Source organism: Bradyrhizobium sp. BRP20 (genome assembly GCF_020194215.1).
Taxonomy (GTDB): Bacteria; Pseudomonadota; Alphaproteobacteria; order Rhizobiales; family Xanthobacteraceae; genus Bradyrhizobium; species Bradyrhizobium yuanmingense.
On record NZ_JADYVY010000007.1, the window covers coordinates 203,884 to 226,217 of the forward strand.

The window sequence follows — 22,334 nt, forward strand, 5'->3', positions numbered from 1 at the left end:
ATCGCACCTTTGAAGAAGCTCGAGGCGATGAACAAGACCGTCAATCCGAACGAACTGAAGCCCGCGGACGACGTCGGGCCGCTCTATGCGGCGCGCAAGAAGGTCTATCCCCAGAGCGTCTCCGGTACTTTCCGCCGGATCAAATGGGGCCTGATGGCATTCTGCCTCGGCGTCTACTACTTCCTGCCCTTCGTGCGCTGGAATCGCGGTCTCGGCGCGCCGAGCCAGGCGGTGCTGATCGATCTTCCCAACAGCCGCTTCTATTCCTTCTTCATCGAGCTGTGGCCGCAGGAGGTCTATTACTTCACGGGCCTGTTGATCGTCGCCGCGGTGGCGCTGTTCCTGATGAACTCCATCGGCGGGCGGATCTGGTGCGGCTATCTCTGTCCGCAGACGGTGTGGACCGACCTGTTCTACGCGGTCGAGCGCCTGATCGAGGGCGACCGGCGCGAGCGGATGAAGAAGGACAAATCGTCCGATCCGATGAAGCTGGAGCGCATCTCCGAGATCGTGCTCAAGCATTCGATCTGGCTCATGATCGCCTGGTGGACCGGCGGCGCCTGGGTGCTCTATTTCAACGACGCGCCGACCCTGGTGAAGGAGCTCGTCACCTTCCAGGGGCCGATGCTCGCCTATATCTGGATCGGCATCCTCACCGCGACGACCTATCTGCTCGCCGGCTTCATGCGCGAGCAGGTCTGCACCTATATGTGTCCGTGGCCGCGCATTCAGGCCGCACTCACCGACGAATGGGCGCTCAACGTCACCTATCGCTATGACCGCGGCGAGAAGCGCACCTCGGTGAAAAAGTCCGCCGAGCTGCGCGCCCTCGGCCAACAGGTCGGCGATTGCGTCGACTGCTACCAATGCGTCGCGGTCTGCCCGACCGGCATCGACATCCGCAACGGGCCGCAGATGGAATGCATCCAGTGCGGCCTCTGCATCGACGCATGCGACAACGTGATGACAAAGATCGGCCGGCCGAAGCGGCTGATCGGCTACGACAACGACATCAACATCCATCGCCGCCAGGAAGGCAAGGCGCCGATCTACCGGATCGTCCGGCCTCGCACCGTCGTCTATAGTGCCATTATCGCGGCCGTCGGCGGCTTCATGATCTATACGCTGGCGACCCGCAGCCTGCTCGACGTCAACCTGCTGCACGACCGCAACCCGGTCGCGGTCAAGCTGAGCGACGGCTCGATCCGCAACGCCTATACGGTGCGGCTGCTGAACAAGAGCGGCTACGACCGCGTCATCGCGATCGACGTCGAGGGGCCCGTGAACCCCACGATGCACGTCGTCGGCATCGATTCGGTCACGCCGGACCGTCCGATCATCGTGATCCCGCGCGATGCGACCAGCGAGCTGCGGCTGCTGGTCACCGCGCCGGCCGAAAACAATCCGGAGAAATCGATTCCGGTCCGCTTCCACGTCATGGACATCGGGCTCGGCGTCGCCGCGAGCGCCACCGACAATTTCGTCGCGCCGTAAATCCAGGAGACCGTCATGTCATCCAAGCCGCTGACCGGAACCAAGGTCTTCCTGATGCTGGTCGCCTTCTTCGGCCTCGTGATCGGGGTCAACGCCACCATGATGAAGCTCGCCATCGCAACGCTGCCCGGCACCGACGTCGACAGCCCCTATGCCGCGGGCCTGACTTACGAGCGCGAGATCTCCGCGGCGCAGGACCAGGCCGCGCGGAAGTGGAAGGTCAGCGCCCATGTCGAGCGCCGCAACGACGGCGGCGCCTCGGTCCAGGTCGAGGCCCGCGATGCTGCCGGCCAGCCGATCTCCGGGCTCAAGTTCGGCGGCCGGCTGGAGCGGCCGACCGACAAGCGCGCCGACCTCGCGGTCGAGCTCAGCGAAGCCGGCATCGGCCTCTATCGCGGCAATGCGGCGTCCGTCGCGCCGGGCCAATGGGACCTGGTGATCGAGGGCGAGGCGCGGGGGACGCGCGTGTTCATGTCGCGCAACCGCGTGATCCTGAACTGAAGGATTCCGTCATGCAGGTCACGCGCGATTTCTCTCATTACGTCCGCGATGCGGGCGAGGGCCTCCGGCACATCGATCTCGCCGTCGAGGGCGTTCACTGCGCCGGCTGCATGGCCAAGATCGAGCGCGGGCTCTCGGCCATCCCCGACGTCACCCTGGCGCGCGTCAACCTCACCAACCGCCGCGTCGCGCTGGAATGGAAGGCGGGGACGCTCGACCCCGGCCGTTTCATCGACCGGCTCGAAGAGCTCGGCTACAAGGCCTATCCGTTCGAGACCGAGAGTGCGGAAGCGGCCGAGGTCGCCGAATCCCGCTTCCTGCTGCGCTGCCTCGGGGTCGCCGCGTTCGCCACCATGAACGTGATGATGCTGTCGATCCCGGTGTGGTCCGGCAACGTCTCGGACATGCTGCCGGAGCAGCGCGATTTCTTCCACTGGCTGTCGGCGCTGATCGCGCTGCCGGCGGCGGCCTATGCCGGCCAGCCGTTCTTTCGCTCGGCCTGGCGCGCTCTGTCGGCCAAGACCACCAACATGGACGTGCCGATTTCGATCGGCGTGATCCTGGCGCTCGGCATGTCCGTGGTCGAGACCATCCACCACGCCGAGCATGCCTATTTCGACGCCGCGATCATGCTGCTGACCTTCCTCCTGGTCGGCCGCTTCCTCGACCAGAACATGCGGCGGCGGACCCGCGCGGTCGCCGGCAATCTCGCCGCGCTGAAGGCTGAGACGGCCGCGAAGTTCATCGGGCCCGACGAGATCTCGCAGGTGCCGGTGGCGGCGATCAATCCGGGCGACATCGTGCTGCTCCGGCCCGGCGAGCGCTGCGCGGTCGACGGCACCGTGATCGAAGGGCGTTCCGAGATCGACCAGAGCCTGATCACCGGCGAGACGCTCTATGTCACGGCCGAGCAGGGCACGCCGGTCTATGCGGGATCGATGAACATCTCCGGCAGCTTGCGGGTGCGAGTCTCGGCCGCCTCCGAGGCGACGCTGCTCGCCGAGATCACGCGGCTGCTCGACAACGCGCTCCAGGCGCGCTCGCGCTACATGCGCCTTGCCGACCGGGCCTCGCGGCTCTATGCGCCGGTGGTGCATGCGACCGCGCTCCTGACCATTCTCGGATGGGTCCTCGCCGGTGCGAGCTGGCACGATGCGATCGTGACCGGCGTCGCCGTGCTGATCATCACCTGTCCCTGCGCCCTAGGGCTTGCGATCCCGACGGTGCAGACGGTGGCCTCGGGCGCGATGTTCAAGGCCGGTGTGCTGCTCAATGCGGGCGATGCGATCGAGCGGCTGGCTGAAGCCGACCATGTGATCTTTGACAAGACCGGCACGCTGACGCTGCCCGAGCTCGAAGTGATGAATGCCTCCGACATTCCCGCCGATGTCTTCGAACTCGCCGGCCGGCTCGCACTGTCGAGCCATCACCCGGTGGCTGCCGCCGTCGCGCAAGCTGCCGGTGCGAAGTCTCCGATCCTCAGTGCGGTGGAGGAGGCCGGGCGGGGTGTCCGTGCGACCGTCGACGGCCTCGAGCTTCGCCTCGGCCGTCCCTCCTTCTGCGGTGCCGAGGCGCTGGTCGGCAGCGCCTTGGTCGATCCCGAAGCTTCCATCGTCGCGTTCAGCAAGGGCAGCGAAAAATTCATCCTCTCGGTTCGCCAGGGCCTGCGACCCGATGCCAAGGCGGTGATCGCGGCTCTGAAGGCGCGCAAAATCGGCATCGAGATCCTGTCCGGCGATCGCGAGCCGGCCGTGAAGGCCGCGGCCCAATCGCTCGACATCCCCGAGTGGCGCGCCAGCGTCACCCCGGCCGACAAGATCGCGCGGATCGAGGAGCTGAAACGGCGCGGTGCGAAAGTGCTGATGGTCGGCGACGGCATGAACGATGCGCCATCGCTCGCGGCGGCCCATGTCTCGATGTCGCCGATCTCGGCCGCGCATCTCAGCCAGGCCACCGCCGATCTCGTCTTCCTCGGCCGGCCGCTGGCGCCGGTGGTTGCCGCCATCGACGCCTCGCGCAAGGCGCTGCATTTGATGCGGCAGAACCTCTGGCTTGCGATCGGCTACAATGTGCTCGCGGTGCCGGTTGCGATCAGCGGCGTCGTGACGCCCCTGATCGCCGCTGCCGCCATGAGCGGATCGTCGATCCTGGTGATGCTGAACTCGCTGCGCGCCCGCAGCGCCTCGCGGGAGATCGTGTAATGGAGATACTGGTCATCCTGGTCCCGCTAGCATTGATGCTCGGAGGTGCCGGTCTCGTCGCTTTCCTGTGGTCACTCAGGAGCGGCCAGTACGACGATCTCGACGGCGCCGCCTGGCGCGCGATCGCCGACGACGAGCCGCCGCAGGAAGCGCCGGCCAAGCGCTAGCGTTTCAGGGCGAATGTAAGCAGGGCTGCGGCAGCGAGCGCCGCGCCCACGCCGAATACGCACGCCTGCCATCCGAAAGCGTCGAACAGGCGCCCGAGCACGGCCGTACCGACCAGTCCGCCGCAGAAGTAACACGTAAGATAGGTCCCGCTGGCGATGCCGCGATTGTCGGCTGCGGCCTGTCCGACGAAACCCGTCGCGGCGGCCTGTGCGAAGAATGTGCCGACCCCGACCAGGACCATGCCGGCGAGCACTTCGCCCAGACGCGGCGACAGCATCAAGGGCAGGCCGAGCCCGGCAACAGCGAGCGCGCCCCAGATCGTGGGCCGCGTTCCCAGCCGCGCCGCCACCCTGCCGGCCAGAAGCGTCGTGACGATCGACGGCAGGAAGACGAAATAGACGAGGCCGAGATCCATCATGCCGAGCGACAGCGGCGGCCGCACCAGCACGAAATTGACGTAGGTGAAGGTGCCGATGAAGGCGAACAGGATGCAGAAGCCGATGCCGAAAGAGGCGCGCAGCTGCGGATTGCGCCAATGCGCGATGGTGGCGGCGAGCGGCGAAGCCGCCGGCGTCATCGCATGCATCGGCGGCACGCAGTTGACGGTGAAATAGACCAGCGCCGCGCCGGCAAGATTGAGCGCCGCGAAGAAGTAGAAGTTCCAGGCGAGGCCGAGGCCATCGGCCAATGCGGCCGAGATCAGCCGGCCGACGAGATTGCTGGCGACATTGCCGGTGATGTAGGCGGCAAAGGCGCCGCCGGCGTCCATGGCGCTGCATTGCTCGCCGAGATAGGCGAGGGTGAGCGCGAAGGCGGACGCCATGCACAGGCCCTGTGCGACCCGCAACGCGGTGAAGACGGCAAGATTGGGCGCGACAGCAAGCAGGCTGGTGGGAACCGCAAGCAGGACCAGGCTGAGCAGGATGCCCGTTCGCCGGTCGATACGCGGGCTGAAGAAGCCGACGACGAGGCTGGCTGCGGCCATGCCGAAGGTGCTGGCATTGACGGCAAAGCCCATTGCCGCGGGTGTGACGCCGTAGTGCCGTGTCAGCGAGGGCAGGATCGCCTGCGTCGCGAAGAGATCGACGACCGTCAGGAATGCGGTGAGGCCGATCACGAGCGAGCGAAACGCGAAGCCAGGGGAATGCGCATTCATCGTCGTCGCGGTCGGTTTGATCGATGCGGAAAGATCGGTCATGTCGTTGCGCTCCCTCATGCCCCGGCATGCCCGAGCGCGCGCCTCGTCCTTTGAGACGACCGCGGAGCCTGTCATCGGGCCGCGCTCTGCGCGGACCCGGTGGCGGTCTCCTCAGGATGAGGCTAAGCGACATCGTGGCCGCCGAGGCTGCTGCCGCACACTCCGTCCTCATCCTGAGGAGCCCGCCTGAAGCGGGCGTCTCGAAGGATGGCCGCACGGAATTACATATGGCGGTCGTTGGGATCCTTGCGGACGTCGCCGACATAGAGAATGACGGTCTCCTTGCCGAGGTTCTTCCACCAGTGCGAGGTGTCGTGGACTTCGGGGCGGATGTCGCCGGCCTTGTGCACGATCGGGTCGACGCAGTTGGAGGCGTATTCGACGATCTCGCCCTGCTGCACGAAGATCAGGGCCGGACGGTCGTCATGGCTGTGCCAGGGCACGATGCCGCCGGGCTCGATGGTCAGCTTGCGGAAGCGCAGCTCGCGGCCCTCAATACGGGCGGGCTGCTTGCCGAGATCGATCGCGCCGAGCGTCACGTCGGTAACGCCGACAGGCTTGTAGTCGACCATCGGCTGCGCATTCGGCTTGGTCTTGCCGGCCGGACATTCGCCGGCGAAAACCGGCGTCGCAAATGTCAGCGCGCCGAGAACGGCAACGCCTGTCCAAACCACGCGCGACATTGTGAGATGGCTAGACATGGAAAGTCTCCTCTGTTGGCCGCGAGCCCTGATGGCCGCGGGCTATGGCAGGAGCTTCGTCGAGACCTTTTCCATGTTGAAATGCCGGCTTGCTTTCGATGCGATAGCCCCGCGCTATGCCGATAGGCGGCAGCTATCGAACCGATTGGGCATCGGCATTTCCGCTTTCGCAGCATCCGGCGTCCGATGCCAGCACGCCCGATTGCGGTCGCCCCTTGCGGGCGGACGAACCGGGAAACTAATATTCGCCCGCAAGGAAGCCGGAGCAGGAAGATGACGTCTCTCTCGCCAGCCGATGCCGAACAGCTCAGGCTCGCGTTCCAGCGCTGCCGCGACATGGACAGCACGCTGAACGAACAGCTCCGCGCCTATGCAGATGCCAGCCGCGAGGTCTTTCCGGCCTATGGCGAGGCGGTCGATCGCCTGGTCGCGCGATTGAGCGACAACGGCGGCGGCGAGACCGCGCCGCGGCCGGGCGACCCGATGCCGCCGTTCATGCTGCCCGACGAGGGTGGCCGTCTCGTGTCGCTGCCCTCGCTGCTGGAGGGAGGCCCCGTCGCGGTGATGTTCTTCCGCGGCCATTGGTGTCCCTATTGCCGGCTCAATGTCCGCGCCGTGGTCCAGGCGCTGGACCGCATCAAGGCGATGGGGGCGCAGGTTGTCGCGATCGTGCCGGAGACGCAGGAATATACCGGGCAGCTCAAGGCCGAATCCGGCGCGCCGTTTCCGATCCTGACGGATCTCGACAACGGCTATGCGCTGTCGCTCGACCTCGCGATCTGGTTAGGTGCCGAGATCCAGCAATTGCTGTCCTATCAGGACATGGCGAAATTCCACGGCAATGACGGCTGGATGCTGCCGATCCCGGCCGTGTTCTTGGTCGGACGCGACGGCATCGTGAAAGCCCGCTTTGTCGATCCGGATTTCCGCAAGCGCATGGAGATCGAGGATCTGATCGAAGCGCTGGAGCGCGCGAGCCAGGAGAATTGAGCTACGCTTTCTTCCTTCTCCCCTTGTGGGAGAAGGTGGCGCGAAGCGCCGGATGAGGGGTTGCCTCCGCAATCACAAATGAGGATTGGAGTCGCGGAGAGATACCCCTCACCCGTCTCGCCGCTATGCGGCGAGCCACCCTCTCCCACAGGGGGAGAGGGGAAGGGCGGTCGACACTGTAAAGACTACCCCGCGATCTCGCGCCAGTCGGCGCCGCGCAGCATGCGCATCACGGCGTTGCCCACGGCGGTGCGTTGCCGGCCGGCGACCCCATAGAGATTGACGGTGCGGCGGGCGTCCAGCCCCGTGACCGCGGCGCGGGTCAGCCGCTCCGGCACGGGCGAGGTGTGCGGCACCATGGCGACGCCCATCTCGGCCTCGACCAGCTCGATCAAGTCGCGCTCGTTCGAGACCTCATGACCCTGTTCGATGTCGATGCCGTGCTCGCGCAGGCTCGCGGAGATGCGGCGCGCGTGCTCGCAGAAAGTTCGGCTCAGCAGCAGCTCCGATCGCAGATCGTCCAGTTCGACCGAGCTGCGGCCGGCCAGCCGGTGCCCGTCGCCGACGACGAGCTCGAAGCTCTCGGTGAACAGCGGCCAGACATCCAGCCGGTCCCAGGCCTCGTCGATCTCGGCAGCAATGCCGAGCTCGGCTTCGCCCTTCTTCAGGAAGTCGCCGACCTCCCGGCCCGAGCCGCGCAGAAAGCGGAATTCGAGCCGGTTGAACTGCCGCTTGATCTCGTTGAGATGCGGAATCAGCAAAGCGAGGTCGATCGAATGCGTCAGCGCAATGCGGAGCGCACCGATCTCTCCGCTCCTGAACGAGGAGGCGAGCGAGCGCGCGCCGATGGCCGCGTCATAGCACTGCTTCAGGAGTGGATGCATGCGCTGGCCGAGCTCAGTCAATTGCGCGGCGGGGCGTTCGCGGCGGAACAGGTCGCCGCCCAGCTCGGCCTCGAGCTGCTTGATCGCGCGCGTCAGCGAGGGCTGCGTGACGTTGCATTCCTCGGCCGCGCGCGTGAAGTTCAAGAGCTGCGCCACCGCGAGGAAATAGCGGACCTGGTGCATTTCCATGGATCGGCTCCCAGCAAAAATCGACCGGAAATCTAGCCGATCAGGGCGAAAAATGACATCCCGCCTGCGATAGCGCGGACGTATCGACTCGGAAGCCAACCGGCATTTCCGCAAATCCCGGAGATCCCGCACATTTCGCTCCAGCCTGGCGCGGTGTCGCGCTGAGAAGAGGTCTGGATCATGAATATTCCCATCAAGACGCAGACGTCCGCTTCATCACGCGTGCTTGCCGGCAAGGTGGCGCTTGTCACCGGGTCGACCAGCGGCATCGGTCTCGGTATCGCGCGGGCCCTCGCCGCCTCGGGCGCCGACATCGTGCTCAATGGCCTTGGTATCGCCAGCGAGATCGGCCGGACGCGCGAGCAGATCGCCGCCGAGTTCGGCGTCAAGGCCAGCTATTCGCCAGCGGACATGACGAGGCCGAAATCGATCGCCGAGATGGTCGCGGCGACGGTGGCCCAATCCGGCCGGCTGGACATCTTGGTCAACAACGCCGGCATCCAGCATGTCGCGCCGCTCGACCAGTTTCCGGTCGAGAAGTGGGACCAGATCCTGGCAATCAACCTGTCCTCGGCCTTCCACACCACGCGGCTCGCCTTGCCGGCAATGCGGCAGCACGGTTTCGGCCGGATCATCAACATTGCCTCCACGCACGGCCTGGTCGGTTCGCCGTTCAAGGCAGCCTATGTCACCGCCAAGCATGGCATCGTCGGCCTCACCAAGGTGACGGCGCTGGAGACGGCGGAGCAGGGCATCACCTGCAACGCAATCTGCCCTGGTTATGTCCATACGCCGCTGGTCGAGGCGCAGATCGACGGCCAGGCCAAGGCCCATGGCATCTCCCGCGATCAGGTGATCCGCGACGTGCTGCTGGCGCAACAGCCGAACAAGCGCTTTGTTGCGGTCGAGGAGCTCGGCGCACTCGCGGTGTTCCTGTCGACGGACGCGGCGGCCTCGATCACCGGCGTTGCGCTGCCGGTCGACGGCGGTTGGACCGCGCATTGACATGGGCCGGCGCAGCAAGTCGAATACTCGAACAGTGCAAGCTCACCAGGAGCGAGACATGGGCACGCAGGACAATTCTCAGCATAAGCAGCACGACCTGCCGGGTCAGGTCGTGCTCGTGCTTCAGGGCGGCGGCGCGCTCGGCTCGTACCAGGCCGGGGTCTACCAGGCCTTGCACGAAGCCGGCATCGAGCCGGACTGGATCATCGGCACCTCGATCGGTGCGATCAATGCGAGCCTCATCGCCGGCAACGCGCCCGAGCACCGGCTCGCGCGCTTGCGGGAGTTCTGGAAACGGATGGAGCAGAAGCCGGTCTGGGACTGGCGAGCCGCGTTTCCCGGCTTCAACGAGAAGCTGGCCTATTGGTCGACCGTGACCCACGGCATTGCCGGTTTCTTCCGGCCCAATCCGCTGGCCCATGCCGGCGATTCCTATCCGCTGGGCGCCGATTACGCCGGCTATTATTCGACCGCGCCGCTGGAGAAGACGCTGAGCGAGCTCGTCGATTTTGATCTCGCCAACCGCTGCGCACCGCGTCTGACGGTCGGTGCGGCTCATGTCGGCACCAGCGAAATGCGCTATTTCGACAGCCGCGACGGCGAGCTGACGGTGAAGCATGTGATGGCCTCGGGCGCGCTGCCGCCGGCTTTCCCCGCCGTGCGCATCGACGGCGAGCTCTATTGGGACGGCGGCATCCTGTCGAACACGCCGACCGAAGCCGTGTTCGACGACAATCCACGCAGGAACTCGCTGATCTTCTCCGTGCATCTGTGGAATCCGGTCGGGCCGGAGCCGACCACGATGGCGGAGGTGCTGAACCGGCACAAGGACGTGCAATATTCCAGCCGCATCGCCAGCCAGATCGTGCGACAGCAGCAGGCCCATCGTCTGCGCCACGTCATTAACCAGCTCGCGGCGCAGCTGCCCGAGAGCGAGCGCAACGATCCCGCGGTGAGGGAACTGACGAGCTACGGCTGCCCGACCCGCATGCATGTGGTGCGTCTGCTGGCGCCGCAGCTCGAGCACGAGACCCATACCAAGGATATCGACTTCAGTCCGTCCGGGATCACGCGGCGCTGGCACGCCGGCTATGCGCACACGAAATCGGTGCTGGCGCACAAGCCCTGGGTCGGCGAATTCGATCCGCTCGCCGGCGTCGTGCTGCACGAGCATATGGACGAGATGCCGATGGCGGCGGAGTGAGGCTCTGTCCGTCATAGCCTCGCACGACGACGATTTTGCAGGCGCGCGGTCCGGAGTATGGTCGCCGTATCTTCGTCGCGAGGCTTGCAATTGGTCGCTGAGAAAGATCTGGAGGAGTCGCTCGAGACGCTGCGTGCCAACGTGGCGGGACCGGTCGCGGGCGTATTCGGTCCGGCCTCACTGACCTGGCAGATCGACCGGGAGGCCGTGCTCTTTCTCGGCGCCGGCCGTGCGCTGCTGCTGCAACTGGCCCATCCCTGGGTGGCGGCGGCGATCGCCGAGCATTCGCGCACCCTTGCCGATCCGATCGGCCGCTTCCATCGCACCTTCGACATCGTCTTTACGATGGTGTTCGGTTCGCTGGACCGGGCGCTGCTGTCGTCCCGGCAGCTACATCGGCGTCACAGCATGATCGTCGGCGAGATGCCCGAGACCGTGGGGCCGTTCGCGGCCGGCTCGCGCTACTGCGCCAACGACATCCCCGCGCTGCGCTGGGTCCACGCCACGCTGGTCGAGACCGCGCTCATGGCACATGATCTGGTGCTGCCGCCACTCTCGGCGGAGGAGCGCGATCGCTATTGGAGCGAGGCCAGGCTGTACGGCGCCCTCTTCGGATTAAAGGGGGATGATTTGCCGGCGGACTGGTCCGGCTTCGTCGCCTACACCAAGGCAATGGCGCAGTCGGAGACGCTAACCGTTGGCCCTGCGGCCCGCGAGATCGCCGCGCAGATATTCAGCGGCGCGCGCCCGTGGCTGCGGCCGCCGCGCTGGTATTGCGCGCTCACCGCGAGCATGCTGCCCGAGCGCTTGCGCGCGGGCTTCGGCTTCGAGCTCGACGCGCGTGCGATCCGATCCGCCGATCACGCGCTGCGGTGGATTCGGCGCGTCTATCCGAAATTGCCTGGCCGGCTGCGCTATGTCGGTCCCTACCAGGAAGCGCAGGCGCGGCTGCGGGGCGAAGCGCGGCCCGACTGGATGACGCGGTGTCTTAATCGCGCCTGGATCGGCCGTCCGCAGATGGATGTGCGCGGGAAATAGGGACTCGAGGCAAGCTTGTCGCAGCTTGTCATTCCGGGGCGCGCGGAGCGCGAGCCCGGAATCCATTTCTCCGAGCGTTCCGGCCGCACGATGGATTCCGGGCTCGCGCCAAACGGCGCGCCCCGGAATGACAGCAGTGCCTCACACCGACGCCAGCTTGCGGTACAGCGCGCTGTAGCTGCCGGCCGAGATGCTCCAGGAGAACGAGCGCCCCATGGCGCTGCGGCGCATCGTATCGAGCTGGTCGTGGGCCATGAAGGCCGAGAAGGCCCGCCGCACGCCGCCGAGGAAAGATTCGTGCGACGGCCTCGAGAACAGGAATCCGGTCTCCCCGTCGCTAATGGTTTCGGCGAGGCCGCCGGTCTGGTGACCGATCGGCAGCGAGCCGAAGCGCTGCGCGTACATCTGGCTGAGCCCGCACGGCTCGAACCGCGACGGCATCAAGGTGAAGTCGCTGCCGGCGAAGATGCGCCGCGCCTGGGCCTCGTTGAAGCCGATCGCGACCCCGATGGCGTCGGGGCGGCGGCGGTGCGCGTCGATCAGGGCCTGCTCGAGCGCCGGCTCGCCGGAGCCGGTGACCACGATCTGCCCGCCGGCATCGACGATCTCGTCCGCCGCCGACAGAACGAGGTCGATGCCCTTCTGGTGCACGAGACGCGCGACGATGCCGAACATCGGCCCGCGCGAGACCGCCAGTCCGAACTGCTTGCGGACGTAGTCCGCATTGGCCTTCTTGCCGACCCAGTCGCCAGCGCCGAATTGCTGGGCAAGCTGGGCGCAGGAGCGCGGGTCCCAGCTCTCGTCGATGCCGTTGAGGATGCCGGTGAGCTCGGCGGCGTCGGAGCGCAGGCGGAGCAGGCCCTCCAGGCCACAGCCGAATTCGGCCGTGGTGATCTCCCGCGCATAGGTGCCGCTGACCGTGGTGAGGTGGGAGGCGTAGACGAGGCCCGCCTTGAGGAAGGAGACCTGGTCGTAGAACTCGACGCCGTCGATGTGGAAGGAGCTCTCCGGTGCGCCGATCCGCCGCAGCGAGTCCTTCGGGAAGAGGCCCTGATAGGCGAGGTTATGGATGGTCAGGATGGACGGCAGCTTGGCGCCCTGCCAGGCCAGATAGGCCGGCACCAGCGAGGCCTGCCAATCGTTGGCATGGATCAGGTCTGCTGCCCAATTCTTGTCCAGCTTGCCCATGGCGAGCTCAGCGGCGGCCGAGGCGAAGCGCGCGAAGCGGATGTCGTTGTCGGGCCAATCGCGCCCGAACTCGTCGCCATAGGGGTTGCCGGGTCGGTCGTAGAGCTGCGAGCACAACAGCACATAGACCGGCAGGCCGTCCTTGGTCGCGGCACGGCCGAGCGAGCAGGCCGGCATCTCCGCGAATGCGGGACAGCGGCCAACGACCTGAATATGCGTGAGTTGCTCGATGATGTCGCGATAGCCGGGCAGCATGATCCGGATATCGGCGAAGGAGCGAAGTGCGCGGGGGAGGGCGGCGGAAACGGCGCCCAATCCGCCGACGCGAACGAAGTCGTCCATCTCTGTGGTGACGAACAAGACCCTCAAGAACAACCGCCCTCTTTCGACCCCGCTTGCTGCTATGCAAGAACGGGTCCAGTTGTGCTGGAAATCCAAAGCCCGCCCACGCGGCACGTCTGTTCGGTAAACACTTTCCTACTCAGCCGCCGCCCTCTAGGGTCGCCGCATCAACAACAAAGATCTTCGATGGTTCCACGAGTTCAAGGGCGCAGGCAGGCATGCAGCTAGCAGATAAGCATGAGGGGACGACGACAAAGGCCTTCGCGGGCCTGCGGGTGCTGGATTTTTCGACCACCATCGCCGGGCCCCATTGCACACGGATGCTCGCCGACATGGGTGCCGAGGTCATCAAGATCGAGACCGACGGCGGGGAGACGATGCGGACCCGGCCTCCCCTCCGCAACGGCTGCAGCACCGCGTTCGGCCAGCTCAATGTCGGCAAGAAGAGCGTGGTCCTCGACCTCAAGTCCGAGGACGGCAAGGAGGCGGTGCGCCGGCTGGCCGCGACGTCGGATATTCTGGTCGAGAACTTCCGTCCCGGCGTGATGCGCCGCCTTCGGCTCGACTACGACAGCCTGCGTCAGGTCAACCCGAGGCTGATCTACTGCTCGATCTCGGGCTATGGCCAGACCGGCCCTTCGGCCGAGCTGCCGGCCTACGCCCCGGTGATCCACGCGGCCTCGGGCTACGACATGGCCCATCTCGCCTACCAGCCGGGCCGCAACCGTCCCGACTATTGCGGTATCTACCACGCCGACGTCGTCACCGGGACCTATGGTTTTGGCGCGATCGCGTCGGCGCTCTATCAACGCTGCGTGACGGGCGCCGGCCAGCACATCGACGTCTCCATGCTGGAAACCATGCTGTCGCTGACGCTGACCGAGCTGCAGAGCTCGCAATTCGCGGTGCCGCCGCCGCCACGCCCGATGTTCGGACCGACCGAGACGGCAAGCGGCTACGTCATGATCACGATCGCCAGCGAGAAGACGTTCCAGGCCCTGATGGGGGTGATCGGCCGCCCGGACTGGGTCTCCGATCCGCGTTTCGCCACCTATGCCGCGCGGCGCGAGAACTGGGCCGAGCTGATGGACGGCGTCGAAATCTGGTCGCGGCAGCTTTCGACCGATGCGTGCTTGCGCGTGCTTGGCGCTGCCGGCGTGCCGGCCTCGGCCTATCGCAGCGTGTCCGAGGCTTTGGCCGATCCGCAGCTTGCGCACCGCCAGGCACTCTCCGAGGTGCGGGACGAGGGCGGCTCGTTCCAGGTGCTCAACCTGCCGTTTCGGATGTCGGGGGCTGACACGGCGCCGGCCAAGACCGTGTCCGTGCTCGGGGAGCACACCGACGCGTTGCGCCAGGAGATCGGCCTTGCGGACCGTACGGCAATTCCGCCAGGCAAAACGGCCGCGACATCCTGAGTCTCATCGCCGCCACATGCGGCGTTCGAACTCTCGTTCGTTCCTCTTGCCGAGGCGGGCATTTGTCGCCAAGCTCGCCTCCGAGTCATTCACGATCCGAAACATCGGACGAGGGATCCCGGGAGGAACCATGACGAACGCGGCGGCCTTGGCACGCAGGCGCGTGCCTATTTTCCTCGTTGCGGCATTTGCACTGGCTACGCCAGCGCAGGCGCAGAAATCGGGCGGCAGCATCACCGTCGGTCAGGAGCTGGAGATCGCAGGCTTCGATCCGCTCAAGGTCGGCGTCTACGACACCTCGACCTTCACCGCTGCCGCCGCGATCTTCGACACGCTGACGACGCTGAATGACAAGGGCGAGGCCGCGCCGAAGCTCGCGGTGTCCTGGAGCCATTCCGAGGACTACAAGACCTGGACCTTCAAGCTCCGCGAAGGCGTCAAATTCCACGACGGCACGCCGTTCAATGCGCAGGCCTTCAAGGAGAATTTCGACCGGCAGAAGGACCCCGCCAACAAGTGCCGCTGCGCCTTCTACATCACCAACGTCAAGGAGGTGCTGGCGCCGGACGAATACACAATCGTCTATAATCTCACCGATCCTTCCGTGAACCTGCCGGCGACGATCACCATCCAGAGCCAGAACAACGTCATCCATTCGCCGACCGCCTGGAAGACCAAGGGCGACGATTACAACCGCAATCCCGTCGGCACCGGCCCCTACATCCTGAAATCCTGGACCGCCGGCGACCGCATGGTGCTGGAGAAGAACCCGAACTATTGGGACAAGGGTCGCCCGTATCTCGACCGCATCGTCCTGAAGCCGCTGCCCGACGCGCAGTCGCGCTTTGCCTCGCTGCAATCGGGCGAGGCCGACATCATCTGGGATGACGAGAACGACGCCGACAACATCATGAGGGCGCAGAAGGACCCCAAGCTCACCGTGCACACCTACAAGGGCTCGGGCGCGCAGGTCTACGCCTTCAACACCAAGGTGGCGCCGTTCGATGACGTGAGGGTGCGGCAGGCCCTGGTGATGGCGATCGACCGTCCCAAGATGTCGCAAGCGATCAGCAACGGCCTGAGCCGGCCCGCGAGCAATCCTTACGGCGACGGCTCCTGGGTCAAGTGCAAGGACGACGGGGCGCTGCCGTTCGACGTTGAGAAGGCCAAGGCGCTGATCAAGGAGTACGGCAAGCCGGTCGAGTTCAAGATGCTGGTGACGGCGACGCCGCGCGGCCGCATGGTCGGCCAAGTGCTGCAGCAATTCTGGAAGCGCGTCGGCGCCAACATGGAGATCGAGCAGGTCGACCAGGCCACGATTCCGACGCGCGCCTTCACCCGGCAGTTCCAGCTGACGCCGTGGCGCATCGTCGATCTCGCCGATCCCGATCCGCAGATGTACGCGAATTTCCGCAGCGGCAGCCCGCTGGCGCTCGCCGGATACGCGAACCCCGAGCTCGACAAGCTTCTGGACCATGCGCGCGTCACCGCCGACATCGGCCAGCGCACCGAGGATTATTGCGCCATCAGCCGTCTGATCAACAAGGAGGCGATCTGGTTCTGGACCTTCCAGAATACCTATTACGCGCTGTCCAGCGCCAAGCTGAAGGGCTTTCCGAAGATCTACAACGGCGTGATCGACGTCTCGACCACCTGGCTGGAATGACCGCGCGATGCTGAACTTCGTCGCGCGGCGGCTGCTTGCCATGCTGCCGGTCCTGCTCGCCGTCTCGTTGCTGACGTTCCTGATCGCCTCGCTGCTGCCGGGCGATCTCGCGCTCGTCATCCTGGGCGATCAGGCAACGCCGGAGAACGTCGCGGCGCTGCGCCGCGACATGGGACTCGACCAGCCGCTGTGGTGGCGTTACCTGAGCTGGCTCGGCCACGTGGTGCAGGGCGATCTCGGCCGCTCGTTTCGCACCGGGCAGACGGTGCTGCAGGCGGTGGCCGAGCGCATCCCGGTCTCGCTGCAGCTGATGCTGATGGCCGAGTTCATCGGGCTCCTGATCGGTGTTCCCGTTGCGATCGCCTGTGCCGCGCGCGCCGGCGGTGCGTTCGACCGCTTCATGACCGGCAGCGCTTTCGCGATGCTGTCGATGCCGTCGTTCCTGACTGCGATCCTGCTGATCTATCTGTTCGCGGTCGAGCTGCGCTGGCTGCCGGCGACCGGCTATGTGCCGTTCACCGAGGCGCCGCTGGCCAATTTGCGCTTCTTCGTGCTGCCGGCGCTGACGCTGGCGCTGGCGGAATGGCCGGGCATCATGCGGGTGCTGCGCTCCGACATGATCGCGACGTTGCAGGAGGACTATATCGCGCTGGCGAAAGCAAAGGGTCTCAAGCCATCGCGCATCCTGTTGGTGCATGCGCTGAAGCCTTCTTCGCTGACCCTGGTGACGGTGACGGGCATCAATATCGGTCGCCTGCTCGGCGGCACGCTGATCGTGGAAACGATCTTCGCGCTGCCCGGCATCGGCCGGCTGCTGGTCGGGGCGATCTACACCCGGGACCTCGTCATTCTCCAGGGCGTGGTGCTGCTGGTCGCCTGCGGCTTCGTCATCGTCAACTTCATCGTCGACATGCTCTATGCCGTGCTCGACCCCAGGATCCGCCATGGCCACGCTTGAGCTGTCGATCCAGGACGAGGAGGTAGCTGCGCCGGTCGGCCGCAAGCCCAAGCTCGGCCTGTTGTTCTGGATCGCAAGCGCCTGGGTTGCGATCATCCTTTCGCTAGCGATCCTGGCGCCGGTGCTGCCGCTGCAGAACCCGACCGATATGGACATGCTGGAACGGCGAGCCGCCTTCTCCGGGGAACATTGGCTCGGCACCGACGGGCTCGGCCGCGACGAGCTCGCCCGGCTGATCTTTGGTGCGCGGGTGTCGCTAACGGTCGGGCTGATCGCGCCCATGATCGGCCTCGTCATCGGCGGCGCGCTCGGCCTGCTGGCCGGCTATTTCCGCGGCCGGTTCGAGACGCTGGTGGTCGGCAGCATGGATGTGTTGCTCGCCTTTCCGCCGCTGATCTTCGCGCTCGCGGTGGTCGCCTATCTCGGGCAGTCGGTCCCCAACCTCACTATTGTCCTCGGCGTGCTCGGCATTCCCGCTTTCATGCGCGTGGCGCGCGCGGCGACGCTGACGCTGGCGCGGCGCGAGTTCGTGATCGCCGCCGAGGCGTTAGGGGCTAGCCATGCGCGCATCCTGCTGCGCGAGCTGCTGCCGAACGTCATCCTGCCGCTGCTCGCCTTCTTCCTGCTCGGCGTCGCGGTCACCATCGTGGTCGAGGGCGCGCTGTCCTTCCTCGGCCTCGGCGTGCCGCCGCCGATGCCGAGCTGGGGCAGCATGATCGGGGAGGGACGTGACAGTCTGGACGTCGCGCCGCGCCTCGCCTTTCTGCCGGCGGCAGCACTGTTTGCGACGGTGCTGGCGTTCAACCTCGTCGGCGACACCTTGCGAGCTCTCACCGACCCACGTCAGGGGGCACTGTGACCGCGCCGCTCCTGGCCATCGAGGATGTCGCGGTCGAGCTGCCGACCCCGCGCGGAAACCTGCGCGCGGTCGATCACGTCGACCTTTCGCTGCAGGCCGGCCGCACGCTCGGGATCGTCGGTGAATCCGGCTGCGGCAAGACCATGCTCTCGCGCGCCGTGCTGCAACTGCTGCCGAAGAAGGCGAAGCTGACGGGCCGGGTGATGTTCGACGGCGAGGATCTGGTGCGGCTCGAGGCTGAAAGCCTGCGGCGGCTGCGCGGGCGCGACCTCGCGGTCGTGTTCCAGGACCCGATGACCTCGCTGAACCCGGTGCTCACCATCGGCACGCAGCTGATGGAGACGATCCAGGAGCACCTCGAGCTTGACGCTCCCGTCGCGAAGGCCCGCAGCATCGAGCTGCTCGCCGCCGTCGGCATTCCCGCCCCGGAGCAGCGGCTCGCGCAATATCCGCATCAATGCTCCGGCGGCATGCGCCAGCGCATCGCGATTGCGATCGCACTGTCCTGCGAGCCGAAGCTCCTGATCGCGGACGAGCCGACCACCGCGCTCGACGTCACCATCCAGGCGCAGATCCTCGATCTGCTCGCGCGCGAGCAGCGCCGCCGCCACATGGCGATGATCATCATCACCCACGATCTCGGCGTGGTAGCCGGCCGCGCCGACGAGGTCGCGGTAATGTATGCCGGCCGGGTGGTGGAGCGCGCGCCGACGCAAGCCTTGTTCAAGCGCATGCACATGCCCTACACCGAGGCACTGCTGGCGGCGATCCCGAAGCTCGATACCGCGCCGCATACGCCGCTGCCGGCGATCTCGGGCCGTCCACCCGATCCGACGCGCCCGCTGAAGGGCTGCTCCTTCGCGCCGCGCTGCAGTTATGCCGGCGGGCGCTGTCATGAGGCCAAACCGGTCCTGACCAGCGCCGAGGTGTCGGGACATCTCTATGCCTGCTTCCATCCGATCCGGATGACGGAGGGGATCGAGGCATGATGCAGCTTGCCGCGCGCCCCGCGCCGCTTCTCAACGTCGACAATCTCGTGGTCGAATACGGCCTCGGCAACAAGATTGTTCATGCCGTTTCCGGTGTCAGCCTCCAGGTCGCGCGCGGCGAGACGCTTGGGCTGGTCGGCGAATCCGGCTGCGGCAAGTCGACGCTCGGGCGCGCGGTGCTGCAACTGCGCCGCGCCAAGTCCGGCCGCGTGATGTTCGACGGCGAGGACCTCACCGCGATGGAGGGCGAGGCGCTGCGCCGGATGCGCCGCCGCGTGCAGCTGATCTTCCAGGATCCGATTGCTTCGCTCAATCCGCGCCGGCGCATCGGCGACATCGTCGCCGAGCCGCTGATCATCGCCGGGATCAAGGATGCCGCCGAGCGCAAACGGCGCGTTCACGAGGTGCTCTCCGCGGTCGGACTCGACCCCGATCTCGTGGCGAACCGCCTGCCGCACGAATTCTCCGGCGGCCAGTGCCAGCGCATCTGCATCGCGCGCTCGCTGGTGCTCAACCCGGAATTCATCGTCTGCGACGAGCCGGTGTCGGCTCTCGACGTCTCCATCCGCGCGCAGATCCTCAACCTGCTGGAGGAGATGAAGGCGCGCTTCGGCCTGACGCTGCTGTTCATCGCGCACGACCTCGCGGTGGTCAAAGCGGTCAGCGACCGCGTCGCGGTGATGTATCTCGGCCGGCTGTGCGAGGTCGCCCCCTCCGAGCAATTGTTCGCGCGGCCTGCGCATCCCTACACCGCGCTGCTGTTGCAGGCGATCCCGGTGCCGGATCCGGACGTGCGACCCGCCGAAAGTGTGGCGGCCGGCGAGCCGCCATCGCCGATTGCGCCGCCGTCCGGCTGCCGCTTCCGCACCCGCTGCCCGCGCGCGGATCAGCGTTGCAGCGCGGAGATACCGGAGTTGCGCCAGGTCGCACCCGGCCAGTTCGCGGCTTGCCATCATCCGCTGGCCTGAACTAAGACCGGTTTGTCTGGTCGCGCCGACCATGGCATGGTGGCGCGACAACAAGAAGCATGCGGGAGGACGCCGATGAAGAGTTTCAAGGTTGCCGATTTCAAGGCGCCGCTGCAGGAGGTCGACGAGGCGACGCCGCAGCCCTCGGGCACGCAGGTGCTGATCAAGGTGAAGGCCGCCGGCGTCTGCCACAGCGACCTCCACATCTGGGAAGGCGGCTACGATCTCGGCCATGGCCGCAAGCCGCTCTCGTTGAAGGACCGCGGCATCAACCTGCCGCTGATCATGGGCCACGAGACGGTCGGCGAAGTCCTCGCCTTCGGCCCCGACGTGAAGCCGACCGACCAGGGCGACCTGAAGGTCGGCGATGTCGGGCTGGTCTATCCCTGGATCGGCTGCGGCAAATGTGCCACGTGCCTCGCCGGTGACGAGAACATGTGCCTGACGCCGCGCTCGCTCGGGGTCTATTGCGACGGCGGCTATTCCGATCACATGCTGGTGCCGCATCCGCGCTACCTGCTCAATCTGAAAGGCCTCGATCCTGCAACGACCGCGCCCTATGCCTGCTCGGGCGTCACCACCTATAGCGCGCTGAAGAAGGTCGAGCAGCATTTCGACACGCCGATCGTGATGTTCGGCGCCGGCGGCCTCGGGCTGATGGCGCTGTCGCTGCTCAAGGCGATGGGCGGCAAGGGTGCGATCATGGTCGATATCGACGCGAGGAAGCGCGAGGCGGCGGAGAAGGCCGGTGCGCTTGCGACCGTCGATCCCAAGGCGCCTGACGCGCTGGAGCAGCTTGCCAAGAAGGCGGGCGGCCCTATCCGCGCCGTGATCGACCTCGTCGGCAACGCTGCTACGACGCAGCTCGGCTTCGACTGCCTGACCAAGGGCGGCAAGCTCGTCCTTGTCGGCCTGTTCGGCGGCGGCGCGACCTGGGCCCTGCCGCTGATTCCGATCAAGGCGGTGACGATCCAGGGCAGCTATGTCGGAAACTTGCGCGAGACGCAGGAGCTGCTCGACCTGGTGCGGTCGAAGAAGGTGCCGCCGATCCCGGTGACGCCGCAACCGCTCGCCAAGGCCAACGACGCGCTGCTGCAATTGCAGCAGGGCGCGGTGGTCGGGCGTACGGTGCTGACGCCGTAACGAACGCTCTCTCCCTCGTCATTGCGAGGAGCGAAGCGACGAAGCAATCCAGAATGTCTCCGTGGATGCAGTTCTGGATTGCTTCGCTTCGCTCGCAATGACGACCTGGTTGACACCTCCCTTGAGGCCTTAAATGTCCGCAAACAACGCCTTCCACATTGCCGTGCTCGCCGGTGACGGCATCGGCCCTGAAGTCATGGCGCCGGCGCTGGAGGTGCTGCGCAAGGTCGGCGAGAAGTCCGGCCTCGGCTTCCGCTTCACCGAGGCGCCGGCCGGCGCCAACCATTATCTCGCGACCGGCAAGTCGATGCCGGATAGCACCATCAAGCTCTGCGAGGAGGCGGACGCGATCCTGCTCGGGGCCTGCGGCCTGCCGTCGGTGCGCTACCCCGACAACACCGAGATCGCGCCGCAGATCGAGCTGCGCTTCATCTTCGATCTCTATGCCGGCGTGCGCCCGGCGCGCCTCATTCCGGGCGTGCCGAGCCCGATCGTCGGTGCCGACCAGCGCGGCATCGATCTTGTCGTGATCCGGGAGTCCACCGAGGGCCTGTTCGCCTCGATGGGCAAGGGCGTCGTCACCCATGAGGACGCGCGCGAGACCATGGTGATCACGCGCAAAACCTCCGAGCGCCTGTTCGAGTTCTCGTTCCGCCTTGCCGAGCGGCGCAAGGCGCGCGGCAAGCCGGGCGCACTCACCTGCGTCGACAAGGCGAACGTGTTCAAGGCCTTTGCGTTCTTCCGCGGCATCTTCGACGAGATCGAGAAGAAGCATCCTGGCGTGAAGACCGACCGGCTCTATGTCGATGCCTGCTCGGCGATGCTGGTCAAGCGTCCCTGGGATTTCGACGTGATGGTGATGGAGAACATGTTCGGTGACATCGTCTCCGACATCACCGCAAGCCTGATCGGCGGCCTCGGCATGGCGCCGTCCGCCGACATCGGCGACAAGTACGCGGTGTTCCAGCCGTGCCACGGCACGGCGCCTGACATCATGGGGCAGGGCAAGGCCAACCCCACCGGCATGATCCTGTCCGCCGCGATGATGCTGGATTGGCTCGCCGACAAGCACGGCATCGAGAGCGCTGCGGAAGCCGGCGAGACGATCGAGCGTGCGGTGGACCAGGTCTATGCCGGCGGCATCAAGCCGATGGAATTCGGCGGCGGCAATGGCACGGCTGACATCACGAAAGCGGTGCTGGGAGCGCTGTAGGGGCTGTGCTCCTGGCCTCT

General features: G+C 66.2%; 20 protein-coding genes. 16 read left to right on the top strand and 4 right to left on the bottom strand.

What is annotated here, in order from left to right:
* The first annotated feature begins 27 nt into the window (after positions 1-27).
* The 4 genes from ccoG to ccoS are packed head-to-tail and all read left to right on the top strand — an operon-like array spanning position 28 to position 4,363.
* The gene (ccoG, locus tag I6F33_RS18765; RefSeq protein ID WP_225143673.1) at positions 28-1,494 is read left to right on the top strand and encodes a cytochrome c oxidase accessory protein CcoG; all 1,467 of its coding nucleotides are present in this window, start codon (positions 28-30) and stop codon (positions 1,492-1,494) included.
* A 15-nt stretch (positions 1,495-1,509) separates the two neighbouring features.
* The gene (locus I6F33_RS18770; protein WP_225143674.1) at positions 1,510-1,995 is read left to right on the top strand and encodes a FixH family protein; all 486 of its coding nucleotides are present in this window, start codon (positions 1,510-1,512) and stop codon (positions 1,993-1,995) included.
* An 11-nt stretch (positions 1,996-2,006) separates the two neighbouring features.
* On the top strand, positions 2,007-4,196 hold the full coding sequence (locus I6F33_RS18775) for a cation-translocating P-type ATPase (protein WP_225143675.1): 2,190 nt from the start codon (positions 2,007-2,009) through the stop codon (positions 4,194-4,196).
* Positions 4,196-4,363 carry a cbb3-type cytochrome oxidase assembly protein CcoS gene (gene ccoS, locus I6F33_RS18780; protein WP_008550618.1) on the top strand — a complete coding sequence of 56 codons (168 nt, stop codon included), beginning with the start codon at positions 4,196-4,198 and terminating at the stop codon, positions 4,361-4,363. Before I6F33_RS18775 ends, ccoS begins: the two co-directional genes overlap by 1 nt.
* On the opposite strand, the gene I6F33_RS18785 is transcribed toward ccoS, so the two are convergent.
* Positions 4,360-5,562 (bottom strand): MFS transporter, encoded by a 1,203-nt coding sequence (locus I6F33_RS18785; protein ID WP_225143676.1) that lies wholly within the window; start codon positions 5,560-5,562, stop codon positions 4,360-4,362. The genes ccoS and I6F33_RS18785 overlap by 4 nt on opposite strands.
* A 221-nt stretch (positions 5,563-5,783) precedes the next feature.
* Positions 5,784-6,263: a cupin domain-containing protein gene (locus I6F33_RS18790; protein ID WP_225143678.1), complete on the bottom strand. Its 480-nt coding sequence runs from the start codon at positions 6,261-6,263 to the stop codon at positions 5,784-5,786.
* 273 nt (positions 6,264-6,536) lie between these two features.
* On the opposite strand from I6F33_RS18790, the gene I6F33_RS18795 reads away from it, so the two are divergent.
* Positions 6,537-7,253 carry a peroxiredoxin-like family protein gene (locus I6F33_RS18795; RefSeq protein ID WP_225112672.1) on the top strand — a complete coding sequence of 239 codons (717 nt, stop codon included), beginning with the start codon at positions 6,537-6,539 and terminating at the stop codon, positions 7,251-7,253.
* 185 nt (positions 7,254-7,438) lie between these two features.
* Here I6F33_RS18795 and I6F33_RS18800 read toward each other — a convergent pair whose 3' ends face one another.
* A complete protein-coding gene (locus I6F33_RS18800) occupies positions 7,439-8,326 on the bottom strand; it encodes a LysR family transcriptional regulator (protein ID WP_225127450.1) in 888 nt (295 codons plus the stop codon).
* A 180-nt stretch (positions 8,327-8,506) separates the two neighbouring features.
* Here I6F33_RS18800 and I6F33_RS18805 point away from each other — a divergent pair, with 180 nt between their 5' ends.
* The 3 genes from I6F33_RS18805 (at position 8,507) to I6F33_RS18815 (ending at position 11,573) form a co-directional block, all read left to right on the top strand.
* Positions 8,507-9,331, top strand: a complete 825-nt coding sequence (locus I6F33_RS18805) for a 3-hydroxybutyrate dehydrogenase (RefSeq protein WP_225143680.1) — start codon at positions 8,507-8,509, stop codon at positions 9,329-9,331.
* Between the two features lie 58 nt (positions 9,332-9,389).
* Positions 9,390-10,535: a patatin-like phospholipase family protein gene (locus I6F33_RS18810; protein WP_225143682.1), complete on the top strand. Its 1,146-nt coding sequence runs from the start codon at positions 9,390-9,392 to the stop codon at positions 10,533-10,535.
* A gap of 90 nt (positions 10,536-10,625) precedes the next feature.
* Positions 10,626-11,573, top strand: a complete 948-nt coding sequence (locus tag I6F33_RS18815; RefSeq protein WP_225143684.1) for an oxygenase MpaB family protein — start codon at positions 10,626-10,628, stop codon at positions 11,571-11,573.
* Positions 11,574-11,714: 141 nt separating this feature from the next.
* On the opposite strand, the gene glgA is transcribed toward I6F33_RS18815, so the two are convergent.
* Positions 11,715-13,130: a glycogen synthase GlgA gene (gene glgA, locus I6F33_RS18820; protein WP_225143686.1), complete on the bottom strand. Its 1,416-nt coding sequence runs from the start codon at positions 13,128-13,130 to the stop codon at positions 11,715-11,717.
* Positions 13,131-13,321: 191 nt separating this feature from the next.
* Between glgA and I6F33_RS18825 the strand changes: the two genes are divergently transcribed.
* The 8 genes from I6F33_RS18825 to I6F33_RS18860 all read left to right on the top strand — a co-directional run bounded on the left by I6F33_RS18825 (position 13,322) and on the right by I6F33_RS18860 (position 22,314).
* Complete coding sequence (locus tag I6F33_RS18825; RefSeq protein ID WP_225143688.1) at positions 13,322-14,518, top strand: CaiB/BaiF CoA-transferase family protein; 1,197 nt, start codon at positions 13,322-13,324, stop codon at positions 14,516-14,518.
* Positions 14,519-14,648: 130 nt separating this feature from the next.
* Entirely contained in the window at positions 14,649-16,184 is a 1,536-nt protein-coding gene (locus tag I6F33_RS18830) for an ABC transporter substrate-binding protein (protein ID WP_109144553.1), read from the top strand.
* A gap of 7 nt (positions 16,185-16,191) precedes the next feature.
* A complete protein-coding gene (locus I6F33_RS18835; RefSeq protein ID WP_036025925.1) occupies positions 16,192-17,142 on the top strand; it encodes an ABC transporter permease in 951 nt (316 codons plus the stop codon).
* A complete protein-coding gene (locus tag I6F33_RS18840) occupies positions 17,129-18,001 on the top strand; it encodes an ABC transporter permease (protein ID WP_036004454.1) in 873 nt (290 codons plus the stop codon). Before I6F33_RS18835 ends, I6F33_RS18840 begins: the two co-directional genes overlap by 14 nt.
* Positions 17,998-18,990, top strand: a complete 993-nt coding sequence (locus I6F33_RS18845; RefSeq protein WP_225143689.1) for an ABC transporter ATP-binding protein — start codon at positions 17,998-18,000, stop codon at positions 18,988-18,990. Before I6F33_RS18840 ends, I6F33_RS18845 begins: the two co-directional genes overlap by 4 nt.
* Positions 18,987-19,958 carry an ABC transporter ATP-binding protein gene (locus I6F33_RS18850; protein WP_225123703.1) on the top strand — a complete coding sequence of 324 codons (972 nt, stop codon included), beginning with the start codon at positions 18,987-18,989 and terminating at the stop codon, positions 19,956-19,958. Before I6F33_RS18845 ends, I6F33_RS18850 begins: the two co-directional genes overlap by 4 nt.
* A 75-nt stretch (positions 19,959-20,033) precedes the next feature.
* Positions 20,034-21,101 carry an alcohol dehydrogenase gene (locus I6F33_RS18855; RefSeq protein WP_225143691.1) on the top strand — a complete coding sequence of 356 codons (1,068 nt, stop codon included), beginning with the start codon at positions 20,034-20,036 and terminating at the stop codon, positions 21,099-21,101.
* A 133-nt stretch (positions 21,102-21,234) separates the two neighbouring features.
* Positions 21,235-22,314: an isocitrate/isopropylmalate dehydrogenase family protein gene (locus I6F33_RS18860; RefSeq protein WP_225143693.1), complete on the top strand. Its 1,080-nt coding sequence runs from the start codon at positions 21,235-21,237 to the stop codon at positions 22,312-22,314.
* Positions 22,315-22,334 lie beyond the last annotated feature (20 nt).

Excerpts from the sequence above, each read along its gene's own strand:
- I6F33_RS18805 (WP_225143680.1), top strand. The coding sequence starts at position 8,507 with ATGAATATTCCCATCAAGACGCAGACGTCCGCTTCATCACGCGTGCTT.
- I6F33_RS18810 (WP_225143682.1), top strand. The coding sequence starts at position 9,390 with ATGGGCACGCAGGACAATTCTCAGCATAAGCAGCACGACCTGCCGGGT.
- ccoG (WP_225143673.1), top strand. The coding sequence starts at position 28 with ATGAACAAGACCGTCAATCCGAACGAACTGAAGCCCGCGGACGACGTC.
- I6F33_RS18825 (WP_225143688.1), top strand. The coding sequence starts at position 13,322 with ATGCAGCTAGCAGATAAGCATGAGGGGACGACGACAAAGGCCTTCGCG.
- I6F33_RS18860 (WP_225143693.1), top strand. The coding sequence starts at position 21,235 with ATGTCCGCAAACAACGCCTTCCACATTGCCGTGCTCGCCGGTGACGGC.
- I6F33_RS18770 (WP_225143674.1), top strand. The coding sequence starts at position 1,510 with ATGTCATCCAAGCCGCTGACCGGAACCAAGGTCTTCCTGATGCTGGTC.
- I6F33_RS18850 (WP_225123703.1), top strand. The coding sequence starts at position 18,987 with ATGATGCAGCTTGCCGCGCGCCCCGCGCCGCTTCTCAACGTCGACAAT.
- I6F33_RS18795 (WP_225112672.1), top strand. The coding sequence starts at position 6,537 with ATGACGTCTCTCTCGCCAGCCGATGCCGAACAGCTCAGGCTCGCGTTC.
- I6F33_RS18830 (WP_109144553.1), top strand. The coding sequence starts at position 14,649 with ATGACGAACGCGGCGGCCTTGGCACGCAGGCGCGTGCCTATTTTCCTC.
- I6F33_RS18790 (WP_225143678.1), bottom strand. The coding sequence starts at position 6,263 with ATGTCTAGCCATCTCACAATGTCGCGCGTGGTTTGGACAGGCGTTGCC.
- I6F33_RS18840 (WP_036004454.1), top strand. The coding sequence starts at position 17,129 with ATGGCCACGCTTGAGCTGTCGATCCAGGACGAGGAGGTAGCTGCGCCG.
- ccoS (WP_008550618.1), top strand. The coding sequence starts at position 4,196 with ATGGAGATACTGGTCATCCTGGTCCCGCTAGCATTGATGCTCGGAGGT.
- I6F33_RS18800 (WP_225127450.1), bottom strand. The coding sequence starts at position 8,326 with ATGGAAATGCACCAGGTCCGCTATTTCCTCGCGGTGGCGCAGCTCTTG.
- I6F33_RS18785 (WP_225143676.1), bottom strand. The coding sequence starts at position 5,562 with ATGACCGATCTTTCCGCATCGATCAAACCGACCGCGACGACGATGAAT.
- I6F33_RS18775 (WP_225143675.1), top strand. The coding sequence starts at position 2,007 with ATGCAGGTCACGCGCGATTTCTCTCATTACGTCCGCGATGCGGGCGAG.
- I6F33_RS18835 (WP_036025925.1), top strand. The coding sequence starts at position 16,192 with ATGCTGAACTTCGTCGCGCGGCGGCTGCTTGCCATGCTGCCGGTCCTG.
- I6F33_RS18855 (WP_225143691.1), top strand. The coding sequence starts at position 20,034 with ATGAAGAGTTTCAAGGTTGCCGATTTCAAGGCGCCGCTGCAGGAGGTC.